Source organism: Sphingomonas echinoides (assembly GCF_029623395.1).
Classification (GTDB): domain Bacteria; phylum Pseudomonadota; class Alphaproteobacteria; order Sphingomonadales; family Sphingomonadaceae; genus Sphingomonas; species Sphingomonas echinoides_A.
Window position 1 is genome coordinate 65,391 of record NZ_JAPYKK010000010.1, and the last position, 15,129, is coordinate 80,519.

Consider the following 15,129-nt stretch of genomic DNA (forward strand, 5'->3'; position numbering starts at 1 on the left):
AGAAGCGGTGCCCCTGCCGCAGCGATCACTGTCCTGCTGGGTTAGCCCTTCGACCGCAGGGGCCTAGGCCGCTCAGAACCGTTGCATAATCTTCCCGTACAATCGCATTGTCGGCTTCGCTCCCGTGAAGTGCAGTATCGGGCATGGCGGCCGGCAAGCTGCACGCGAGCCGGTACCACAGCAGCGTCTCCCGGGGCGGGGGCGGGGCGGCCTGATCGACGACTTCGCTCAACGCTACCGACCACCGCGGCGGCTGGTCGGGCTGGCGCTGGACGTTGAGCGAGATCGGGCGGTGATCCGTCGTCGTGAGGAAGATTTGCGTCTCCCCTTCGCCAGGCAGAGCGCCCGCCGCGTAGAAGGCGTTGCCAATCCCGGTGACCGTTGGTGGCGCATCCGGCGCCAGCACTTCACGCACGATCCGCCGCGTGAGGGCATCATTGGTTGGCGTCCAATTGCGTTGCGCATCCGACCGGACCAGCTGAATCTGCCCCTGGTTGTTCGCCACGCCGCGCGCGAACAGCAAGACACGCATCTTGCGGTAGCGCGGCGGTCGACCACGCGAATCCAGTGGAACGTCGATCGTATACCCGATTCTCGGCGGAACGGCGCCCGTTCCGCGAATCAGAGCCGTTACGTCTGCCTCGATATAAAGCCGAACCGCATTTTGTAGGACATCTGGAGCCTCGGCCGGTTTCAGCCGAACTTGGCTTCTTATGGTCGCATCGATGATCACCGGAGAGGCGATGACCAGATCGGCATAATCCGAATAGGGTACAGCGGGGGTCTCAACCGAAACCGCGGATTCCGGCGCAATTGGAGCTGTTTGCTGTAGCGCGGCGAAGCTCGGCGTCGCTGCCAGAACGCAGGTGGCAAGCAGCCATTTCATCGGGTGAGTCATGGCGATCCGATACCCGACCGTGCCAGTTTTAAACAGAAATAATTCTGCCATGCTTAGCTTGTACGTTTGTTGCGTGAGACAAAGCGTTTGCGTCGTGGTTTTTGGCGCGATAGAGGTTGTGGCCTGTCCAGGATATATTAACCCATGACAGGCCGGATAACGAGCGGACGTTACGGATCGGGCTTGGACCGTCGTGCCGGAAAAGAGGAGTTTCGTTTCTGAATGGCTTACGCTGATCGCAATACAAGTGGCAGCCGCGCCGTGTCGATCGTGATCGTTTCGATCATCGTCGCGCTGTTCGCGTGGGGCTTCGTGAACGGTCTGACCTTCAAATACATTAAGAAGGTTACCGAGAAGTTAAACACGTTCGACGTCGTCGAGCCGCCACCGCCGCCGCCTGACAAGCCGCCGCCCCCGCCGCCTGAACAGCCGCAGCTGCAGACCCCGCCGGTCGTGTCGCCGCCGCCGATCGTGCGCGTGCAGGCTCCGCCGCCGCCGGTCACCACCGTCATCACCCCGCCGCCAAGCGCACCCATTACGGTTGTCGCCGCTGCGCCAGCACCCGTGCCCGTACCGGCTCCACCGGCGGCTCCGGTCGTCAGCAAGGCAGCTGGTCCCAAGGGTAACCCGGCCGACTGGATCACCAACGACGATTATCCGTCCGATGCGCTGAGCGCAGAGGCGCAGGGTACGACGAAGATCCGTTGGGACATCAGTCCCGCAGGCCGTGTCGAGAATTGCACGATCGTCTCCTCCAGCGGCAACTCGTCGCTCGATCGCGCGGCTTGCAGCGCCTTGACGCGGCGTGGGCGCTACTCGCCTGCGCTCGACCAGAGCGGTGCGCCGATGCGGACCAGTGGCCAATCGCGCAACGTCGTCTGGCGTCTGCCCGAATAATCATCCGGCCGTGCGGCTCCCGGCGGGTCGCACGGCTTTTCAATCGAGAAGGAAGTACCCTCAATGTCGACCACCATCCTCGCCGCCGGAGCATCGGCTGCAGACAACTTCGGCTTCATGAACGCAATGAAGCAGGGCGGCCCCGTCACGTGGACGACTGCTGCGATCCTGACGATCTTCCTGTTCTTCACGCTCTACATTCTGTTCACCAAGATTTTCGAGCAGCAGAAGATCATCAACCAGGGCCGTCGCGTCCGGGCGACCTTCTGGAACTCGAACTCGCTGAAGGAAGGCGCTGCAAAGCTCGAGAAGAACTCGGCCTACAAGCAGATCGTCGACGACGGCATCGCGGCACAAGAGCAGCACGGTCGCCTGACCGATCCGGTCGAAGCACATGACTGGCTCCACGGTTCGCTGTCGCGTTCGGAAGCCATCATCAACTCGCAGCTGGGTGGCGGTCTCGCCTTTCTCGCAACGGTCGGCGCAACCGCACCGTTCGTGGGTCTGTTCGGTACGGTGCTTGGTATTTACCGCGCACTGATCGGCATCGGCCAGGCTGGCCAGGCATCGATCGACAAGGTCGCAGGCCCGGTCGGTGAGTCGCTGATCATGACCGCCTTCGGTCTGGTCGTCGCGGTTCCCGCAGTGCTCGCGTTCAACTATCTGCAGCGCCGCAACAAGGCGATCGCAGAGCATCTGAGCGCGTTCTCGACCGACGTTCTGGGCTACCTTGCTTCGAACGGCGCCGTCCGCCCGGCCGCTCCGCGCACCGCATCGGCCAAGGGTGCCGCTGTCGTTGGCGGCACGAAGGCTGCTGCTCCTGCAACGACCACCGCCGGCCAGGCTGGTGGCGTTCAGACGCGCGTCTAAGAACGACCCGGGGCCGTCCAGCCGGACGGCCCCGCTTTTCTCGCTACCCGGACGTGCCGGGTGGCCTGACTGATACGGATAGGATGGCCTTTCATGGCGATTAGTACTGGTGGTGCAGAAGACGCCCCGATGTCCGACATCAACACGACGCCGCTCGTCGACGTTATGTTGGTGTTGCTGATCATCTTCCTCATCACGGTTCCGGCCATTGTGCAGAGCGTCAAGCTGAAGCTGCCCGATGTGAAGTACGACCCGACCGTGACAAAGCCCGAGAACGTTTCGCTCTCGATCACGCGTGATCCCAGCGGTGCTTGCGCCGTTTATTGGGGCCTCACTCGCGTGACGCATGAAGAACTGCTCAAGCGGGCGACTGACAAGCTCAAGGAAATCGTCGACAAGGCAGGTGGCGCCGCCAACCTGACGACCGAGGATCTCCCCGAAGCGCATATCCGCGGCGACGTGGAAACGCCGTACAAGTGCATTGGCGGCGCGATCTACACGATGCAGTCGGCTGGCTTTGCCAAGGTCGGCTTCATTTCCGAGCCGCCCCCCACCGGCGGTCCGTCATCGTAAGTGTGCGCTAGCACCGAGGAGTAATACCCATGGCTATGAGTGTAGGCGGCGCCGAAGGCGAGCCCATGATGGACATGAACACGACGCCGTTGATCGACGTCATGCTCGTGCTCCTCATCATGTTCATCATCACGATCCCGATCCAGACACACGCGGTGAAGGTCGACCTGCCGATCAACGATCCGAACCAGGTCAAGCCGGCGGTCGATCCGCAAAAGAACAAGATCGTCATCACCCCCGATGGCGTGGTTCTGTGGAACGGCGCACCGACTGACGCGGCGACGTTGCAGCAGTACCTGACCCAAACGACTCAGCTGAACCCCGAGCCGGAACTTCACTTCCAGCCCGATCCGGCCGCACGGTACGAAAAGGTCGATCAGGTTCTCGCGATCATCAAGCGGTCCAACGTCTCGAAGCTCGGCTTCATTGGCAACGAGCAATATCGCGGCGAATTCTAAGCGCTATCGACATTGATCTACGTCTTTCAGGGCGGTCCTTCGGGGCCGCCCTTTTTGATTCTGGCGCCTAGAAATACGTCAAAGGTCTCGCTTGCCGACGTTTCACAAATGTGACACCTTACTGTCACAAAAATGAAACCTCTCACGCACGAGAGGGCTAGGAGGCGTGATGATGAAGTTCAGCGGTTTTGCCGTCGCGGCGATGGTGGCGGTCTCCAGTCCGGCGTTGGCGCAGGACGATTTCAACGGTGCGACGCAGATCCTTCAAGGGGACTACGCGAGCGCCGAGCGCATCATCCTCGCGCAGCAGCGGATGTTCCCGACCGATCCAGATCTGATGCTCAATCTCGCGGTCGCTTATCAGCGGACTGGACGGACGAGCGAGGCGCGTGCGCTGTACCGGACCGTGCTGTCCCGCCCAGACGAGCCGATGGACATGCCGAGCGCAACGGTGCCTCGGTCGTCCCACGCGCTCGCGAACGCTGCGCTTGGGCGTCTCGACGGGCTACAGTATAGCGCGCGCTAAACCGCGCGGCGCGGTGTGGGTTACAGCCGGGGCAGGGTAACCCCGCGCTGGCCCATGTACTTACCCGCGCGGTCGGCATAGCTCGTCTCGCACGGTTCGTTACCCTCGAGGAAAAGGAACTGGCAGGCTCCCTCGTTGGCGTAGATCTTGGCGGGAAGCGGGGTGGTGTTCGAGAATTCGAGCGTCACGTGGCCTTCCCAACCGGGTTCAAGCGGCGTGACGTTGACGATGATTCCGCACCGCGCATAGGTCGACTTGCCGAGGCAGATGACGAGGACGTCGCGCGGAACCCGAAAGTATTCGACCGTCCGCGCCAGCGCGAAGCTATTTGGGGGAATGATGCAGCAGTCGGTCTTGCGATCAACGAAGCTGTTCGATGCGAAGTCCTTGGGGTCTACGATAACGCTGTCGATGTTGGTGAAGACCTTGAACTCATCGGACACGCGCGCATCGTACCCGTAGGACGACAAGCCGTAGCTAATGCACCCGTCGCGCTTCTGGCCGTCGACGAACGGCTCGATCATGCGATGCGCGAGCGCCTGTTCACGAATCCAGCGGTCGGACATGATCGACATGCAATGCTCCTAATGAGGTGTGCCCGTTTCGCGCGATCGGCGCTGAGGGGCAAGAAATCAGTTCATCTTGCCGAGGCCAAGGTCCGCAGGCCCGAACGCGTGCGGCAGTAAAAGCGACAGCGGATAGCGTTCAACCGCATCCCCTTCAGCAGCGCCACACCAGACGATGACGTCCCTACCGCCGATTTGCGCGGCTTCGTTGATGACTTGCCGACAGCGGCCACAGGGGCCGACCGGGCTTGTGCCGGTCGGGCGCCCATCACTATCCATGGCACCGCCGACGATGCCGATCTCGGTCACGCGCGCCAGATCGCCAGCGCTGCTGACCATCGCTAGCGCAACGGTTTCTGCACACAGCGAGAGGCCGTAGCTGGCGTTCTCGAAATTTGCAGCGGTGATGATACGACCGTCGTTGAGCATCACTGCCGCACCGACCGCGAAGCGTGAATAGGGCGCGTGCGCATTGCGCGCCGCGTGGCGTGCTGCAGCGATGAGAATGGCTCCGGTCGACGAATCGGTCATGGCGGCTTCCTTCATGGTCGGACGACGTCCCAATGCACTGGTTTCTCGACGCCTTCGATGTGACGGGCATCGTTGGCCTGCCACATGCGCCATGTGCGCGAAGGATATTCGGGCGCAAGATAGTTTTGGACCGCCCACACGGACCGCGGAAGATCCGCCGTCACGCCGTAAGCAAGGTCGAATGGTTTCGATATCTTGATAAGCACGGGCTTGCCAGTGTGCGCCTCGACCATCTCGAGATACTGGCGCAAGCTCTCGCGCAGGAACGCGGGGGCTGGCCGCGCGGTGCAATCCGCCGAGAAATCGAGGACGACCGCTGCCGGGAGTGCATCCTCCACGCGGGGAACGGTGGTATTGAAGTTGTTGGCTTGATCGGTCGCGTTTTTGCAAAGCGAATAGCGATGCATCGCGCCCCGGGGCATTCCCGCTGCGCCGACCGCAGCCCAATTCTCTTCGAATCGCGTGTCGCGCCGGTCAGCGCCGACGGTCGCACGAAGATAGGCGAACGCCGCGCCGTCGCGTTTGACCGCCCACCAGTCGACTGCTCCATCGGCAGCGGAGACGTCGACGCCTTGGAGGGTGTAGGGGGCACCAGGCCGCCAGGTCATGGAGTAAACCCAAGCGGCGATCGCTGCCAGTCCGAGCGCCACCGCGGCAAACACAAACACAGCGACCAGTCTGCCCAAAAGGCGAACGGTCAACGTCTTACCCCTGATTATGCTTTGATGTGGAGGACGCAGATCAGCGTGAAGAGGCGTCGTGCGGTGTCGAAATCGATTTCGATCTTTCCCGCCAGCCGTTCCCGCAAGAGTTCTGCGGACTCATTGTGGATGCCACGGCGCGCCATGTCCACCGTTTCGATCTGAGCAGGCGTCGCGTTGCGGATGGCCTGATAGTAACTATCACAGATTGCGAAGTAATCTTTGATTGGACGACGAAATCGACCCATTCCGAGGACGTAGGTTTCGAGCAGCGTATCGTCTTCGCGGTGGATCGCGATCGCCAGCCGTCCCTCCTCCACCGCCAGCGCAATCCGGTACGGGCCAGCATAGCCGTCGGGATAGTCGCGTTGCGGCGCGAAATGGTTGCCCTCGATCAGATCGAAGATCGCGATCCGTCGCTCCTGCTCGATATCCGCCGACCGCCACAGAATCGTACGTTCGTCGAGCGTGACGGCAATGATGCGCGGATCGGCCATGTACCCGCCGTAGATTGGAAGGGCAGGGAGAATCAACGCTTTCTAGCGGGTGACGTAAAGGTGGCGTGGTACGGCGTTCGGCCTGCCGGACTTATACAAAGGTTATCCACAGGGTTGCCCACGCAGTTTACCGGACTTGTCCCATGGTTATGCCGCGTTTGTGCCGACGTTGTCCCGCGCTTGTCCACCGCTTATCCCCATAGCTCTGCACCAGCTTTCCCAGACTTATGCCGGACTTATCCACAAGTGCGACGAGCGGTCCGGCGCAACGCCCTTGAGCTGCCGCCCCGAGAGGTCCAAACCGCGCCGCATGGCCACTGCATTTGCTCCTCCCCCCGTTGTTCCAGAGATGGTTTCGCTTCCCCAGAACGTTGAGGCCGAAGCGGCGATGCTGGGCGCGATGATGATCGACAACCGGCTCGCCGACGATCTGGTCGACAAGCTCAATGCCGAGCATTTCTTCGAGCCGCTCCACGGTCGCATTTTCAGCGCAATCAAGATGTTGCGCGGCAACGACATGCTGGTGACCCCGGTGACGTTGCGTCCGATGTTCGAGCAGGACGCAGGGATGCGCGAGCTTGGCGGTCCGGCGTATCTCGCACAGCTGACGGGAAGCGGCGCGGGCCTGATCGGCGCACGTCAGTTCGCACAGCAGATCTATGATCTTGCGATGTTGCGCACGTTGGTGACGGTCGGTCGCGGTCTGGTCGATCGCGCGATGGACACGTCCGAGGAGGTCAATCCGCGCGCGCAGATCGAGGCGGCGGAAGAGGAATTGTTCAAGGTCGCGGCGGATGGCGGCAGCGAGACGGCGATCAAGTCGTTCGCGCAAGCCACGACTCTTGCGGTCAAGAATGCAGAGAAAGCGCTCAACAGCGGCGGCGGGCTGTCCGGCATCACGACGGGGCTCGACAGCGTCAACGCCAAGATCGGCGGCATGCATCACAGCGATCTCATGATCCTCGCCGGACGTCCGGGCATGGGCAAGACCTCGCTGGCCACCAACATCGCGTTCAACGCCGCGGCGCGCTGGATGCGCGACATGCAGGATGGGATCAAGCCGGCCGACTCGGTCGGGGCGAAGGTTGCCTTCTTCAGCTTGGAAATGTCGGCTGACCAGCTGGCGACGCGTATCCTGTCCGAGCAGGCGCGGATCAGCTCGGAAGCGCTGCGCATGGGTAAAATCAGTCGCAACGAGTTCAATCAGCTCGCGGCCGCGGCGGCGGACCTCGAGAACCTTCCGCTCTATATCGACGACACCGCAGGACTGACGATCGGCGCGTTGCACACGCGGATGCGGCGGTTGCAGCGGCGGCATAACAACGAGATCGGGCTGGTGGTGGTTGATTACCTCCAGCTGCTGACCGGGTCGGGCAAGAGTTCGGAGGGCAACCGCGTGCAGGAAATTTCGGAGATTTCGCGCGGTCTGAAGACGCTGGCGAAGGACATGAACGTGCCAGTGATGGCGCTGTCGCAGCTCAGTCGTGCGGTCGAAAGCCGCGAGGACAAGCGACCGATGCTTTCGGATCTGCGCGAATCGGGATCGATCGAGCAGGACGCCGACATCGTGTTCTTCGTGTTCCGCGAGGATTATTACGTCGCCGCACGCGAGCCCAAGCGCCCGGTCGAGGGCGACAATCCCAAGGTGTTCGAGGATCACGCGCAATGGGCGCTGGAAATGGAGCGTGTGTTCGGTCTCGCCGAGCTGATCGTCGCCAAGCAGCGCCACGGCGCGACCGGCAAGGTGATCCTGAAGTTCGAGCCGAGCGTGACCCGGTTTAGCGATTACGTTGGGTATTGAGACGGCGTTCCCGGTTTCAACCGGGACGCCTACGCTTTAGAATACTGGCTCTTCACCCGGCTTCTCCGGTACGTGGATGCCGCATTCCACCTTGTCCCAACCCCGCCAGCGTCCGGCGCGGGGATCTTCCCCGGGCTGGACCTTCGACGTGCAGGGGGCGCATCCGATCGACGGATAGCCTTGTGCTTCCAGCGGGTGACGCGGGAGTTCGTACTCTGAGAAATACGCTTCCAACTTGCTCTTGTCCCAATCCGCAAGCGGATTGATCTTCAAGCGTCCTTCGTCTTCTTCGAAGCGGGGCATCGTAATCCGCGTGCCAGCCTGGAAACCCTTGCGTCCCGAGATCCACGAATCGAACGGCGCCAGCGCACGCCGCAGCGGCTCCACTTTGCGCAGGTCGCAGCAGCCGTCGGGGTCGTAATTCCAGCGCAGACCGGTGGCGTCCTTGGCCGCGAGCAAGCGCGGGTCCGGGCGGAAGACGCGCAAGTCGGTGAGGCCGAGCTTCTCCGACAGCTGATCACGATACGCCAGCGTTTCCCCAAAGATCTTTTGCGTGTTGAGGAAGATCACCGGAATGTCGCGGTCGACCTGCGCGATCAGGTGGAGGAGCACCGCGCTCTCTGCGCCGAACGACGAAACGGCGGCGACCCGACCGCGCAGCTCTCCCGTCAGCAACTCGCCGAGCAGGTCGCCGGTACCGACGCCGGCGAAGCGCGCTTCCATCGCGGCTGCGTCGGCGGGCGAGAAGGGGGCAACGTCGATGATGTCCAGACGGTGGGCAGCACTAGCCATGCCGCAGTTTCCAAACCGGAACCTGGCCATCGGCGGCCTTTTGATAGACGTGGTCGTAGCGCGTCAGCGCCGCTTCCAGCGTTGCCGCATCGATCTCTGCCTCCGGCGCGAAGCTGTCGAACCCACATCGCTTCATCAGCGGCATCTGATCGACCAGCACGTCGCCCTGCGCGCGCAGTTCCCCCTGATACCCGGCCTCCCGCAGGATCCGCGCGGCGGAATAACCACGACCGTCGCGGAAGCTCGGGAAGCTGACTTCGACCAGCGCGATCCGGTCGAGGTGCGGGAGCAGCGCGCGTGCGTCCTCGCCCGCTTCAAGGCGGACTGCGGTTGCGTTGGCCTGGTCCTCGAGGAAGGCATCGAGCGTGACCGCTGGCTCATCGGAGCCAATGGCGATGGTCGCGTTATCCATAAAGGGCCTCCTTGAACGGGTCCATGCCGAGCCGGCGGTAGGTATCGAGGAAGCGTTCGCCTGCCTCGCGCTTGTCGAGATAGACGTTGGTGACGGTCTCGACCGCGTCGACGATGCCGTCTTCGCTGAAGCCTGGCCCGGTAATCCGCGCGAGGCTCGCGTCTTCCGCGCCCGAGCCGCCGAGGAGGAGCTGGTAATTCTCGGTGCCCTTCTTGTCGACGCCGAGGATGCCGATGTGGCCCGCGTGGTGATGGCCACAGGCGTTGATGCAGCCGCTGATCTTGAGCTTCAATTCGCCTAGGTCGCGCTGGCGCTCGGGGTCGGCGAAGCGGGTGGCGATCTTCTGCGCGACGGGGATTGAGCGGGCGTTGGCTAGGCTGCAGTAATCGAGGCCGGGGCAGGCGATGATGTCGCTGATCAGATCGATGTTGGCAGGCGCCAGACCGGCCGCATCGAGTGCGGTCCAAACGTCGTGAAGGTCGCTTACAGCGACGTGCGGCAGGACGATATTCTGCGCATGGGTGACGCGCAACTCATTGAAACTGAACCGTTCTGCCAGGTCGGCCATGAGGTCGATCTGGTCGGCCGTGGCGTCGCCGGGGATGCCGCCGGTGGGCTTCAGGCTGATCGTGACGATCGCGTAGCCGGGTTGCTTGTGGGCGACCGTGTTCTGCGCGCGCCAGGCGTCGAACGCCGGGTTGGGCGCGGTATCGGCCTGAGGGCCAAACGTGGCGAACGTTGGGGGGGCGAACATCTTGGTAATGCGGTCGAATTCGGCCTTGGGTGGATCGAGGCCGAGCGCCTTGACGGCGACGAACTCCTCCTCGACCTGGCGGCGATATTCGTCGGCGCCGAGTTCGTGGATCAGGATCTTGATCCGCGCCTTGTAGATATTGTCGCGGCGGCCGTAGCGATTGTAGACGCGCAGGCATGCCTCGACATAGCTCAGCAGATCGTCGGCGGTGATGAAGTCCTTGATTTCAGGCGCGATCATCGGAGTGCGGCCCATGCCGCCGCCGACGAAGATGCGTCCGCCGAGCACACCGTCGCGCTGGACCAGCTGGATGCCGATGTCGTGCAGCCGCATCGCCGCGCGGTCCTCGTCCGCGGCGATCACCGCGATCTTGAACTTGCGGGGCAAGTAGCTGAATTCGGGATGGAAGGTGCTCCACTGGCGGAGCAGCTCGGCCCACACGCGCGGATCCGCAACTTCGTCCGCGGCAGCGCCGGCGAACTGGTCGGAGGAGATGTTGCGGATGCAATTGCCGCTGGTCTGGATCGCATGCATCTCGACCGTCGCCAGTTCGGCGAGGATGTCGGGCGCCTCGGACAGCTTGATCCAATTGTACTGGATGTTCTGCCGCGTCGTGAAATGGCCGTATCCACGGTCGTATTTGCGCGCAATGTGGCCGAGCATGCGCATTTGACGCCCGTCCAGCGTCCCATATGGCACCGCTACGCGCAGCATATACGCATGAAGTTGCAGATACAGACCGTTCATCAGCCGGAGCGGCTTGAACTGGTCCTCTGTGATTTGGCCCGCGAGGCGGCGCTTCACCTGGTCGCGGAACTCCTCGACGCGGGCATCGACGATCGACTGGTCGTACTGGTCATATTTATACATGGGCAATTCCGGGCAGGATCGCAGAAGAATTTTTCACGTAAAGGCGCGAAGCCGCGAAGAAGGAAGACGATCGATTTGCGCCGAGGCGCAGGGGCATGGCTTTGCGCCTTTGCGCCTTTGCGAGACCAGAAATCATATCACCCAGCTTCCAGCGTTCGGATCGGCAGGCTTGAGCGTCAGGTCGGGCCGCACCGTCGGGCCGAGGGCCCGAACGCGATCCTTGATGTGCGCGGGGCGGGGGCCGTCCGCGGTGACGGTGGCGTCGATCACATAGGGGCCGGTGACATGCCGCGCGCCTTCCTCGGCGCGCGCGATGCTCTCGCCCTGGTCGGCGACGTCGCGGGCATCCTCGATATGACGCGACCAGCCATTGCCGGTCCACCAGATCACATCGCCCGTCGGCAAGTCGTTCCCGGTCAGCACTTTCACGCAACAGTCTCCGCTAACGTCCCGGCGATGCGCGCCCAGGACCCCAATTTGTCTTCCGCGTCCGACAGCTCGACCACGTCCCCCACCACGATGATGGCGGGCGAGGCGACGCCCTCGCGCTCGACCATCGGGCCGAGATCGGCGAGCAAGGTCCGGATCGCGCGGTGGCCTTCCAGCGTCCCGCGTTCGAGCACGGCGACCGGGGTTTCGGGCGCCACGCCGTCGCGCATCAACTTGTCGGCAATGTCGGGCGCGGTCACGACGCCCATATAGATGACCAACGTGCGGCCCTTGCCCGCGAGCCCGGACCAATCCTGTTCGGCCAGCCCCTTGCACTGGCCAGCGACGAAGCTGACCGCGCTGGAATGATCGCGGTGCGTGAGCGGGAGCATCGCCTCCGCCGCGCAGCCGAGCGCCGCCGATACGCCGGGGATCACCTCGACCGGAAGCCCGGCGGCACGAACCGCCTCGACTTCCTCGCCACCACGTCCGAAAATGAACGGATCGCCGCCCTTTAACCGCACAACGACGCTGCCTGCGGTCACATGTGCGACGATCAGCGCATTAATCGCCTCCTGCGGCAGCGTATGCCGCGCGCGCTTTTTGGCGACGGAGATGCGTTGCGCGCCGGCTGGGGCGATATCGAGCACGCGGCGATCGATCAGGCCGTCATGGACGACGACGTCCGCCTGTTTCAGCGCCTCGACCGCGCGGACGGTGAGCAGGCCAGGGTCGCCGGGACCCGCGCCGACGAGAATGACTCGCCCGCGGGCGGTTGGATCTAGGAGGCTTGCCATCGCTGTCAGATGGGCTGAACCAGTCCGCGCGGCAATTCAAGGATGCTTTGGGGGGAGGTAGGCATTCTTTTCCACCACCGCGGCTTTTTGCCTGGCCTGGACCGCGGAAAGCGCCGCGCGCGGGGTTGCGACGGCGGCCGTCGAGGCGGCGGCATTGGAAACAGTCCAACCGATACGGCTGCTTGTGACGCGCGGCGGGTGCGCCTAGCAATGACCGGCAATGCGTTCGATTTGCAAAGAAACTCCAGTTCCAGGATTTCGTCCAATGCTCACCAAGACTTTCGTGGCGCTCAGCGGAGCGACCCTGTTGCTCGCCGGCTGTGGCAGCAAGACCGCGACCGACGGCAACACCACGACCACTGCCACGACGACTGCGACACCGGCGGCGACCCGCGTGCGCGGCGTGGTCCAGAAGGTCGATGCCAATGCCCTGACGATCCAGGGTTATGACGGAAAGACCTCCGCCGTCCCGATCGACGCCAAGACCGGGTTCGCCTGGGTTGTCGGGTCGAGCCTCGCGACGCTCAAGACGGGCGACTTCATCGGCACCGCGACCACTGGTCCGGATAGCGCGCTGCGCGCGGTCGAAGTGGTGATCTTCCCGGAATCGATGCGCGGTTCGGGTGAGGGGCATTACGGCTGGGACGTTCCCGGTGTCGTCGCTGCATCGGGCGGTTCCAGCGCGGGTAGCAGCGGGATGACCAACGGCACGGTCCAGGAGCAAAGCGGGATGACCAACGGCACGGTCCAGGAGCAAAGCGGGATGACCAACGGCACCGTTCAGGAACAGAGCGGAATGACCAACGGCACGGTTTCCAGCACAGCCGGGACCGCCGGGGAAACCATGCTGACCGTCTCGTACAAGGGCGGCACCGCGAAGGTGCTGGTCCCCGCCGGAACCCCGATCGTCCGGTTCGAGCCGACGGAGCGTTCGGTCGTGGCGAAGGGGCAGAAGGTGTTCGTCGTACAGACCGCGGATGCGCCAGGCGCGAAGTTCGTCGCGGTCGGCAAGGACGGCCTCACCCCGCCGATGTAACCGCCCCAACAACCACCGACGGGGCGCTGACCGAGCCAATCTGGCGCCGGCCAGCGCCCCGATCCGGCGCGTGGATGGTGATGGCGGCGCCAGTGCTGCCGCCGGATCAATGCGTCGTCTGGTAAGACCCCGGGGTCCCACCGACCCGGAACAGGCCGGTCTGGCGGGTGAGTGATGCCACCTCATCGGTCAGGTTGCGCGCAGCGGCGGAGGTTTCCTCCACCATTGCGGCGTTTTGCTGCGTGGCCTGTTCCATGCTGCCGACCGCGACGGTGATCTCGGTGATCGCCGAGGACTGGGCGAGATTGTCGGTGACCATGCCCGACAGCCGCGTGTGGACTTCGCCAACATCGGCAGTGATCGCGACAAAGGCGTCATCGACCTTCTCGACCGCATTGACCGCGGTGATGATGTCGGTCTGCGTCAGCGTCAGTTGGTCGCGCGCGCGCTTGGCTTCCTCCTCCGCCCGCATCGCCAGCGCACTGACCAGATCCGCGACGACCGCGAAGCCGCGCCCGGCTTCTCCCGCGCGACCCGCTTCGACCGCGGCGTTCATCGCCAGGACGCGAGTCTGGAACGCGATCTTGTCGAGCCCCTCGATCACGTCGTCGATTCCCTTGGCGCTATCGGACACGCGCTGCATCGCCTGTTTGGCTTGCCCGGCGGTGGCGCGTCCGTCCCCAACCGTTGCGATCGCCTGATCGGCGCGTTTGACGGTGTGTCCGGCGGTCTCGGTGCTGGTCTTGATCCGGCTGTCGATCTGCATCAGCGCGGCGGACGATTGTTCCAGGCTGGCGGCGTTGCTTTCGGTGCGGCGCGCGAGATCCTGCGATGCGATCGAGATCTCGCCCGACCCGGTCCGGATCGCATCCGCGCTGGCGCCGACCGCGCCGATCGTCGAGCGCATCTTCTCGAGGGTCGCGTTGTAGCTTTTCTCGAGTTCGGCAAAGGACGCTGGCAAACCGCGCAATTCCTGGGTCAGGTCGCCGTCGGACATGGTCGTCAGCGCCTTGCCCAGCGCGGCGATCGCCTGGTCGCGTTCGACCTGGGCTTCTTCGAAATAGATCGATACCGACAATTCCATGTCGAGCAGCGCGGCCTTGACCACCGCGATGCTGACCGCGACCGGATCGGGGCCACGGAACAGCGTCAGCAGGCGGCGCCACGGCGACATCGCGCGGTGAAGGTTCCCGATCACGGATTCGAGGACGAGCGCATAACCGCCGATATACCAGCGGGGCTCAAGGCCGATGCGTGCGTGCACCGACCCGATCCGTCGAACGCTGGTGTAGAAGTCGTCGTTGAACGAACCGTCGAGGATTCGCCGCCAATGCGCCTCCTGCGCGGCCTTGGCCTTTTTCATGTGCGCGTCGTCGCGGAAGAAGGCGGCGGTCTCCGGCGTGGCGCGCGCACTGTCGTAGAAACGATCGAGTGCCGGGCCGATCAGCCGGGAGACCAGCGGGAGGACACCAGCGAGGGTGGCGCGCTGCTTCTGGTCCATCCCCATGAATGTAAGACGTTCTGCTACAACCTTATTCGACATGCTTGATCTTCCCCGGCGGATGCCCGCCAACACCCGGGCACACTCTCTGTGTTATAGGCGGCGCGAGCAGTGCCGGTCGCCGGGCAGGGGACTTTTGCGGTCAGTGGCGGTGTCGTCCGAGAGTACGCCAAAAAAAAGGGGAGCGATCGTGCGATCGCTCCCCTTCCGAGAGTCGGTT

General features: G+C 63.5%; 18 protein-coding genes. 7 read left to right on the plus strand and 11 right to left on the minus strand.

Annotated features, from left to right (window positions below; translation table 11 throughout):
- Nucleotides 1–25 precede the first annotated feature (25 nt).
- Nucleotides 26–886, minus strand: coding sequence for a hypothetical protein (locus QBJ92_RS08230; protein ID WP_431358380.1), 861 nt, complete (start codon nt 884–886; stop codon nt 26–28).
- A gap of 234 nt (nt 887–1,120) precedes the next feature.
- Here QBJ92_RS08230 and QBJ92_RS08235 point away from each other — a divergent pair, with 234 nt between their 5' ends.
- The 5 genes from QBJ92_RS08235 to QBJ92_RS08255 all read left to right on the plus strand — a co-directional run bounded on the left by QBJ92_RS08235 (nt 1,121) and on the right by QBJ92_RS08255 (nt 4,222).
- A complete protein-coding gene (locus QBJ92_RS08235) occupies nt 1,121–1,795 on the plus strand; it encodes an energy transducer TonB (protein WP_277969202.1) in 675 nt (224 codons plus the stop codon).
- Between the two features lie 63 nt (nt 1,796–1,858).
- Nucleotides 1,859–2,665, plus strand: coding sequence for a MotA/TolQ/ExbB proton channel family protein (locus QBJ92_RS08240; protein ID WP_277969203.1), 807 nt, complete (start codon nt 1,859–1,861; stop codon nt 2,663–2,665).
- Between the two features lie 93 nt (nt 2,666–2,758).
- Complete coding sequence (locus QBJ92_RS08245; protein WP_277969204.1) at nt 2,759–3,238, plus strand: ExbD/TolR family protein; 480 nt, start codon at nt 2,759–2,761, stop codon at nt 3,236–3,238.
- A 29-nt stretch (nt 3,239–3,267) separates the two neighbouring features.
- Complete coding sequence (locus QBJ92_RS08250; RefSeq protein ID WP_277969205.1) at nt 3,268–3,696, plus strand: ExbD/TolR family protein; 429 nt, start codon at nt 3,268–3,270, stop codon at nt 3,694–3,696.
- A 169-nt stretch (nt 3,697–3,865) separates the two neighbouring features.
- Complete coding sequence (locus QBJ92_RS08255) at nt 3,866–4,222, plus strand: tetratricopeptide repeat protein (RefSeq protein ID WP_277969206.1); 357 nt, start codon at nt 3,866–3,868, stop codon at nt 4,220–4,222.
- 20 nt (nt 4,223–4,242) lie between these two features.
- Here the strand turns inward: QBJ92_RS08255 and dcd are convergent, their stop codons facing one another.
- The 4 genes from dcd to QBJ92_RS08275 form a co-directional block, all read right to left on the minus strand.
- The gene (gene dcd / locus QBJ92_RS08260; RefSeq protein WP_277969207.1) at nt 4,243–4,797 is read right to left on the minus strand and encodes a dCTP deaminase; all 555 of its coding nucleotides are present in this window, start codon (nt 4,795–4,797) and stop codon (nt 4,243–4,245) included.
- 57 nt (nt 4,798–4,854) lie between these two features.
- Nucleotides 4,855–5,319, minus strand: a complete 465-nt coding sequence (locus QBJ92_RS08265) for a cytidine deaminase (RefSeq protein ID WP_277969208.1) — start codon at nt 5,317–5,319, stop codon at nt 4,855–4,857.
- Between the two features lie 11 nt (nt 5,320–5,330).
- Complete coding sequence (locus QBJ92_RS08270; RefSeq protein ID WP_277969209.1) at nt 5,331–5,927, minus strand: glycoside hydrolase family 25 protein; 597 nt, start codon at nt 5,925–5,927, stop codon at nt 5,331–5,333.
- Nucleotides 5,928–6,034: 107 nt separating this feature from the next.
- Nucleotides 6,035–6,517 (minus strand): UPF0262 family protein, encoded by a 483-nt coding sequence (locus QBJ92_RS08275; protein ID WP_277969210.1) that lies wholly within the window; start codon nt 6,515–6,517, stop codon nt 6,035–6,037.
- Nucleotides 6,518–6,866: 349 nt separating this feature from the next.
- Between QBJ92_RS08275 and QBJ92_RS08280 the strand changes: the two genes are divergently transcribed.
- A complete protein-coding gene (locus QBJ92_RS08280) occupies nt 6,867–8,318 on the plus strand; it encodes a replicative DNA helicase (protein WP_347342787.1) in 1,452 nt (483 codons plus the stop codon).
- A gap of 36 nt (nt 8,319–8,354) precedes the next feature.
- On the opposite strand, the gene QBJ92_RS08285 is transcribed toward QBJ92_RS08280, so the two are convergent.
- The 5 genes from QBJ92_RS08285 to cobA all read right to left on the minus strand — a co-directional run bounded on the left by QBJ92_RS08285 (nt 8,355) and on the right by cobA (nt 12,372).
- A complete protein-coding gene (locus tag QBJ92_RS08285; protein ID WP_277969212.1) occupies nt 8,355–9,110 on the minus strand; it encodes a phosphoadenylyl-sulfate reductase in 756 nt (251 codons plus the stop codon).
- Nucleotides 9,103–9,522 (minus strand): DUF934 domain-containing protein, encoded by a 420-nt coding sequence (locus tag QBJ92_RS08290; RefSeq protein WP_277969213.1) that lies wholly within the window; start codon nt 9,520–9,522, stop codon nt 9,103–9,105. The genes QBJ92_RS08285 and QBJ92_RS08290 overlap by 8 nt, the downstream gene beginning before the upstream one ends.
- Nucleotides 9,515–11,146, minus strand: coding sequence for a nitrite/sulfite reductase (locus QBJ92_RS08295; protein WP_277969214.1), 1,632 nt, complete (start codon nt 11,144–11,146; stop codon nt 9,515–9,517). Before QBJ92_RS08295 ends, QBJ92_RS08290 begins: the two co-directional genes overlap by 8 nt.
- A gap of 132 nt (nt 11,147–11,278) precedes the next feature.
- A complete protein-coding gene (locus QBJ92_RS08300) occupies nt 11,279–11,575 on the minus strand; it encodes a DUF2849 domain-containing protein (RefSeq protein WP_277969215.1) in 297 nt (98 codons plus the stop codon).
- On the minus strand, nt 11,572–12,372 hold the full coding sequence (gene cobA, locus QBJ92_RS08305) for a uroporphyrinogen-III C-methyltransferase (RefSeq protein WP_277969216.1): 801 nt from the start codon (nt 12,370–12,372) through the stop codon (nt 11,572–11,574). Before cobA ends, QBJ92_RS08300 begins: the two co-directional genes overlap by 4 nt.
- A 265-nt stretch (nt 12,373–12,637) precedes the next feature.
- On the opposite strand from cobA, the gene QBJ92_RS08310 reads away from it, so the two are divergent.
- Nucleotides 12,638–13,408 (plus strand): hypothetical protein, encoded by a 771-nt coding sequence (locus QBJ92_RS08310; protein WP_277969217.1) that lies wholly within the window; start codon nt 12,638–12,640, stop codon nt 13,406–13,408.
- 106 nt (nt 13,409–13,514) lie between these two features.
- Here QBJ92_RS08310 and QBJ92_RS08315 read toward each other — a convergent pair whose 3' ends face one another.
- Complete coding sequence (locus QBJ92_RS08315; RefSeq protein ID WP_277969218.1) at nt 13,515–14,951, minus strand: globin-coupled sensor protein; 1,437 nt, start codon at nt 14,949–14,951, stop codon at nt 13,515–13,517.
- Between the last annotated feature and the right edge of the window lie 178 nt (nt 14,952–15,129).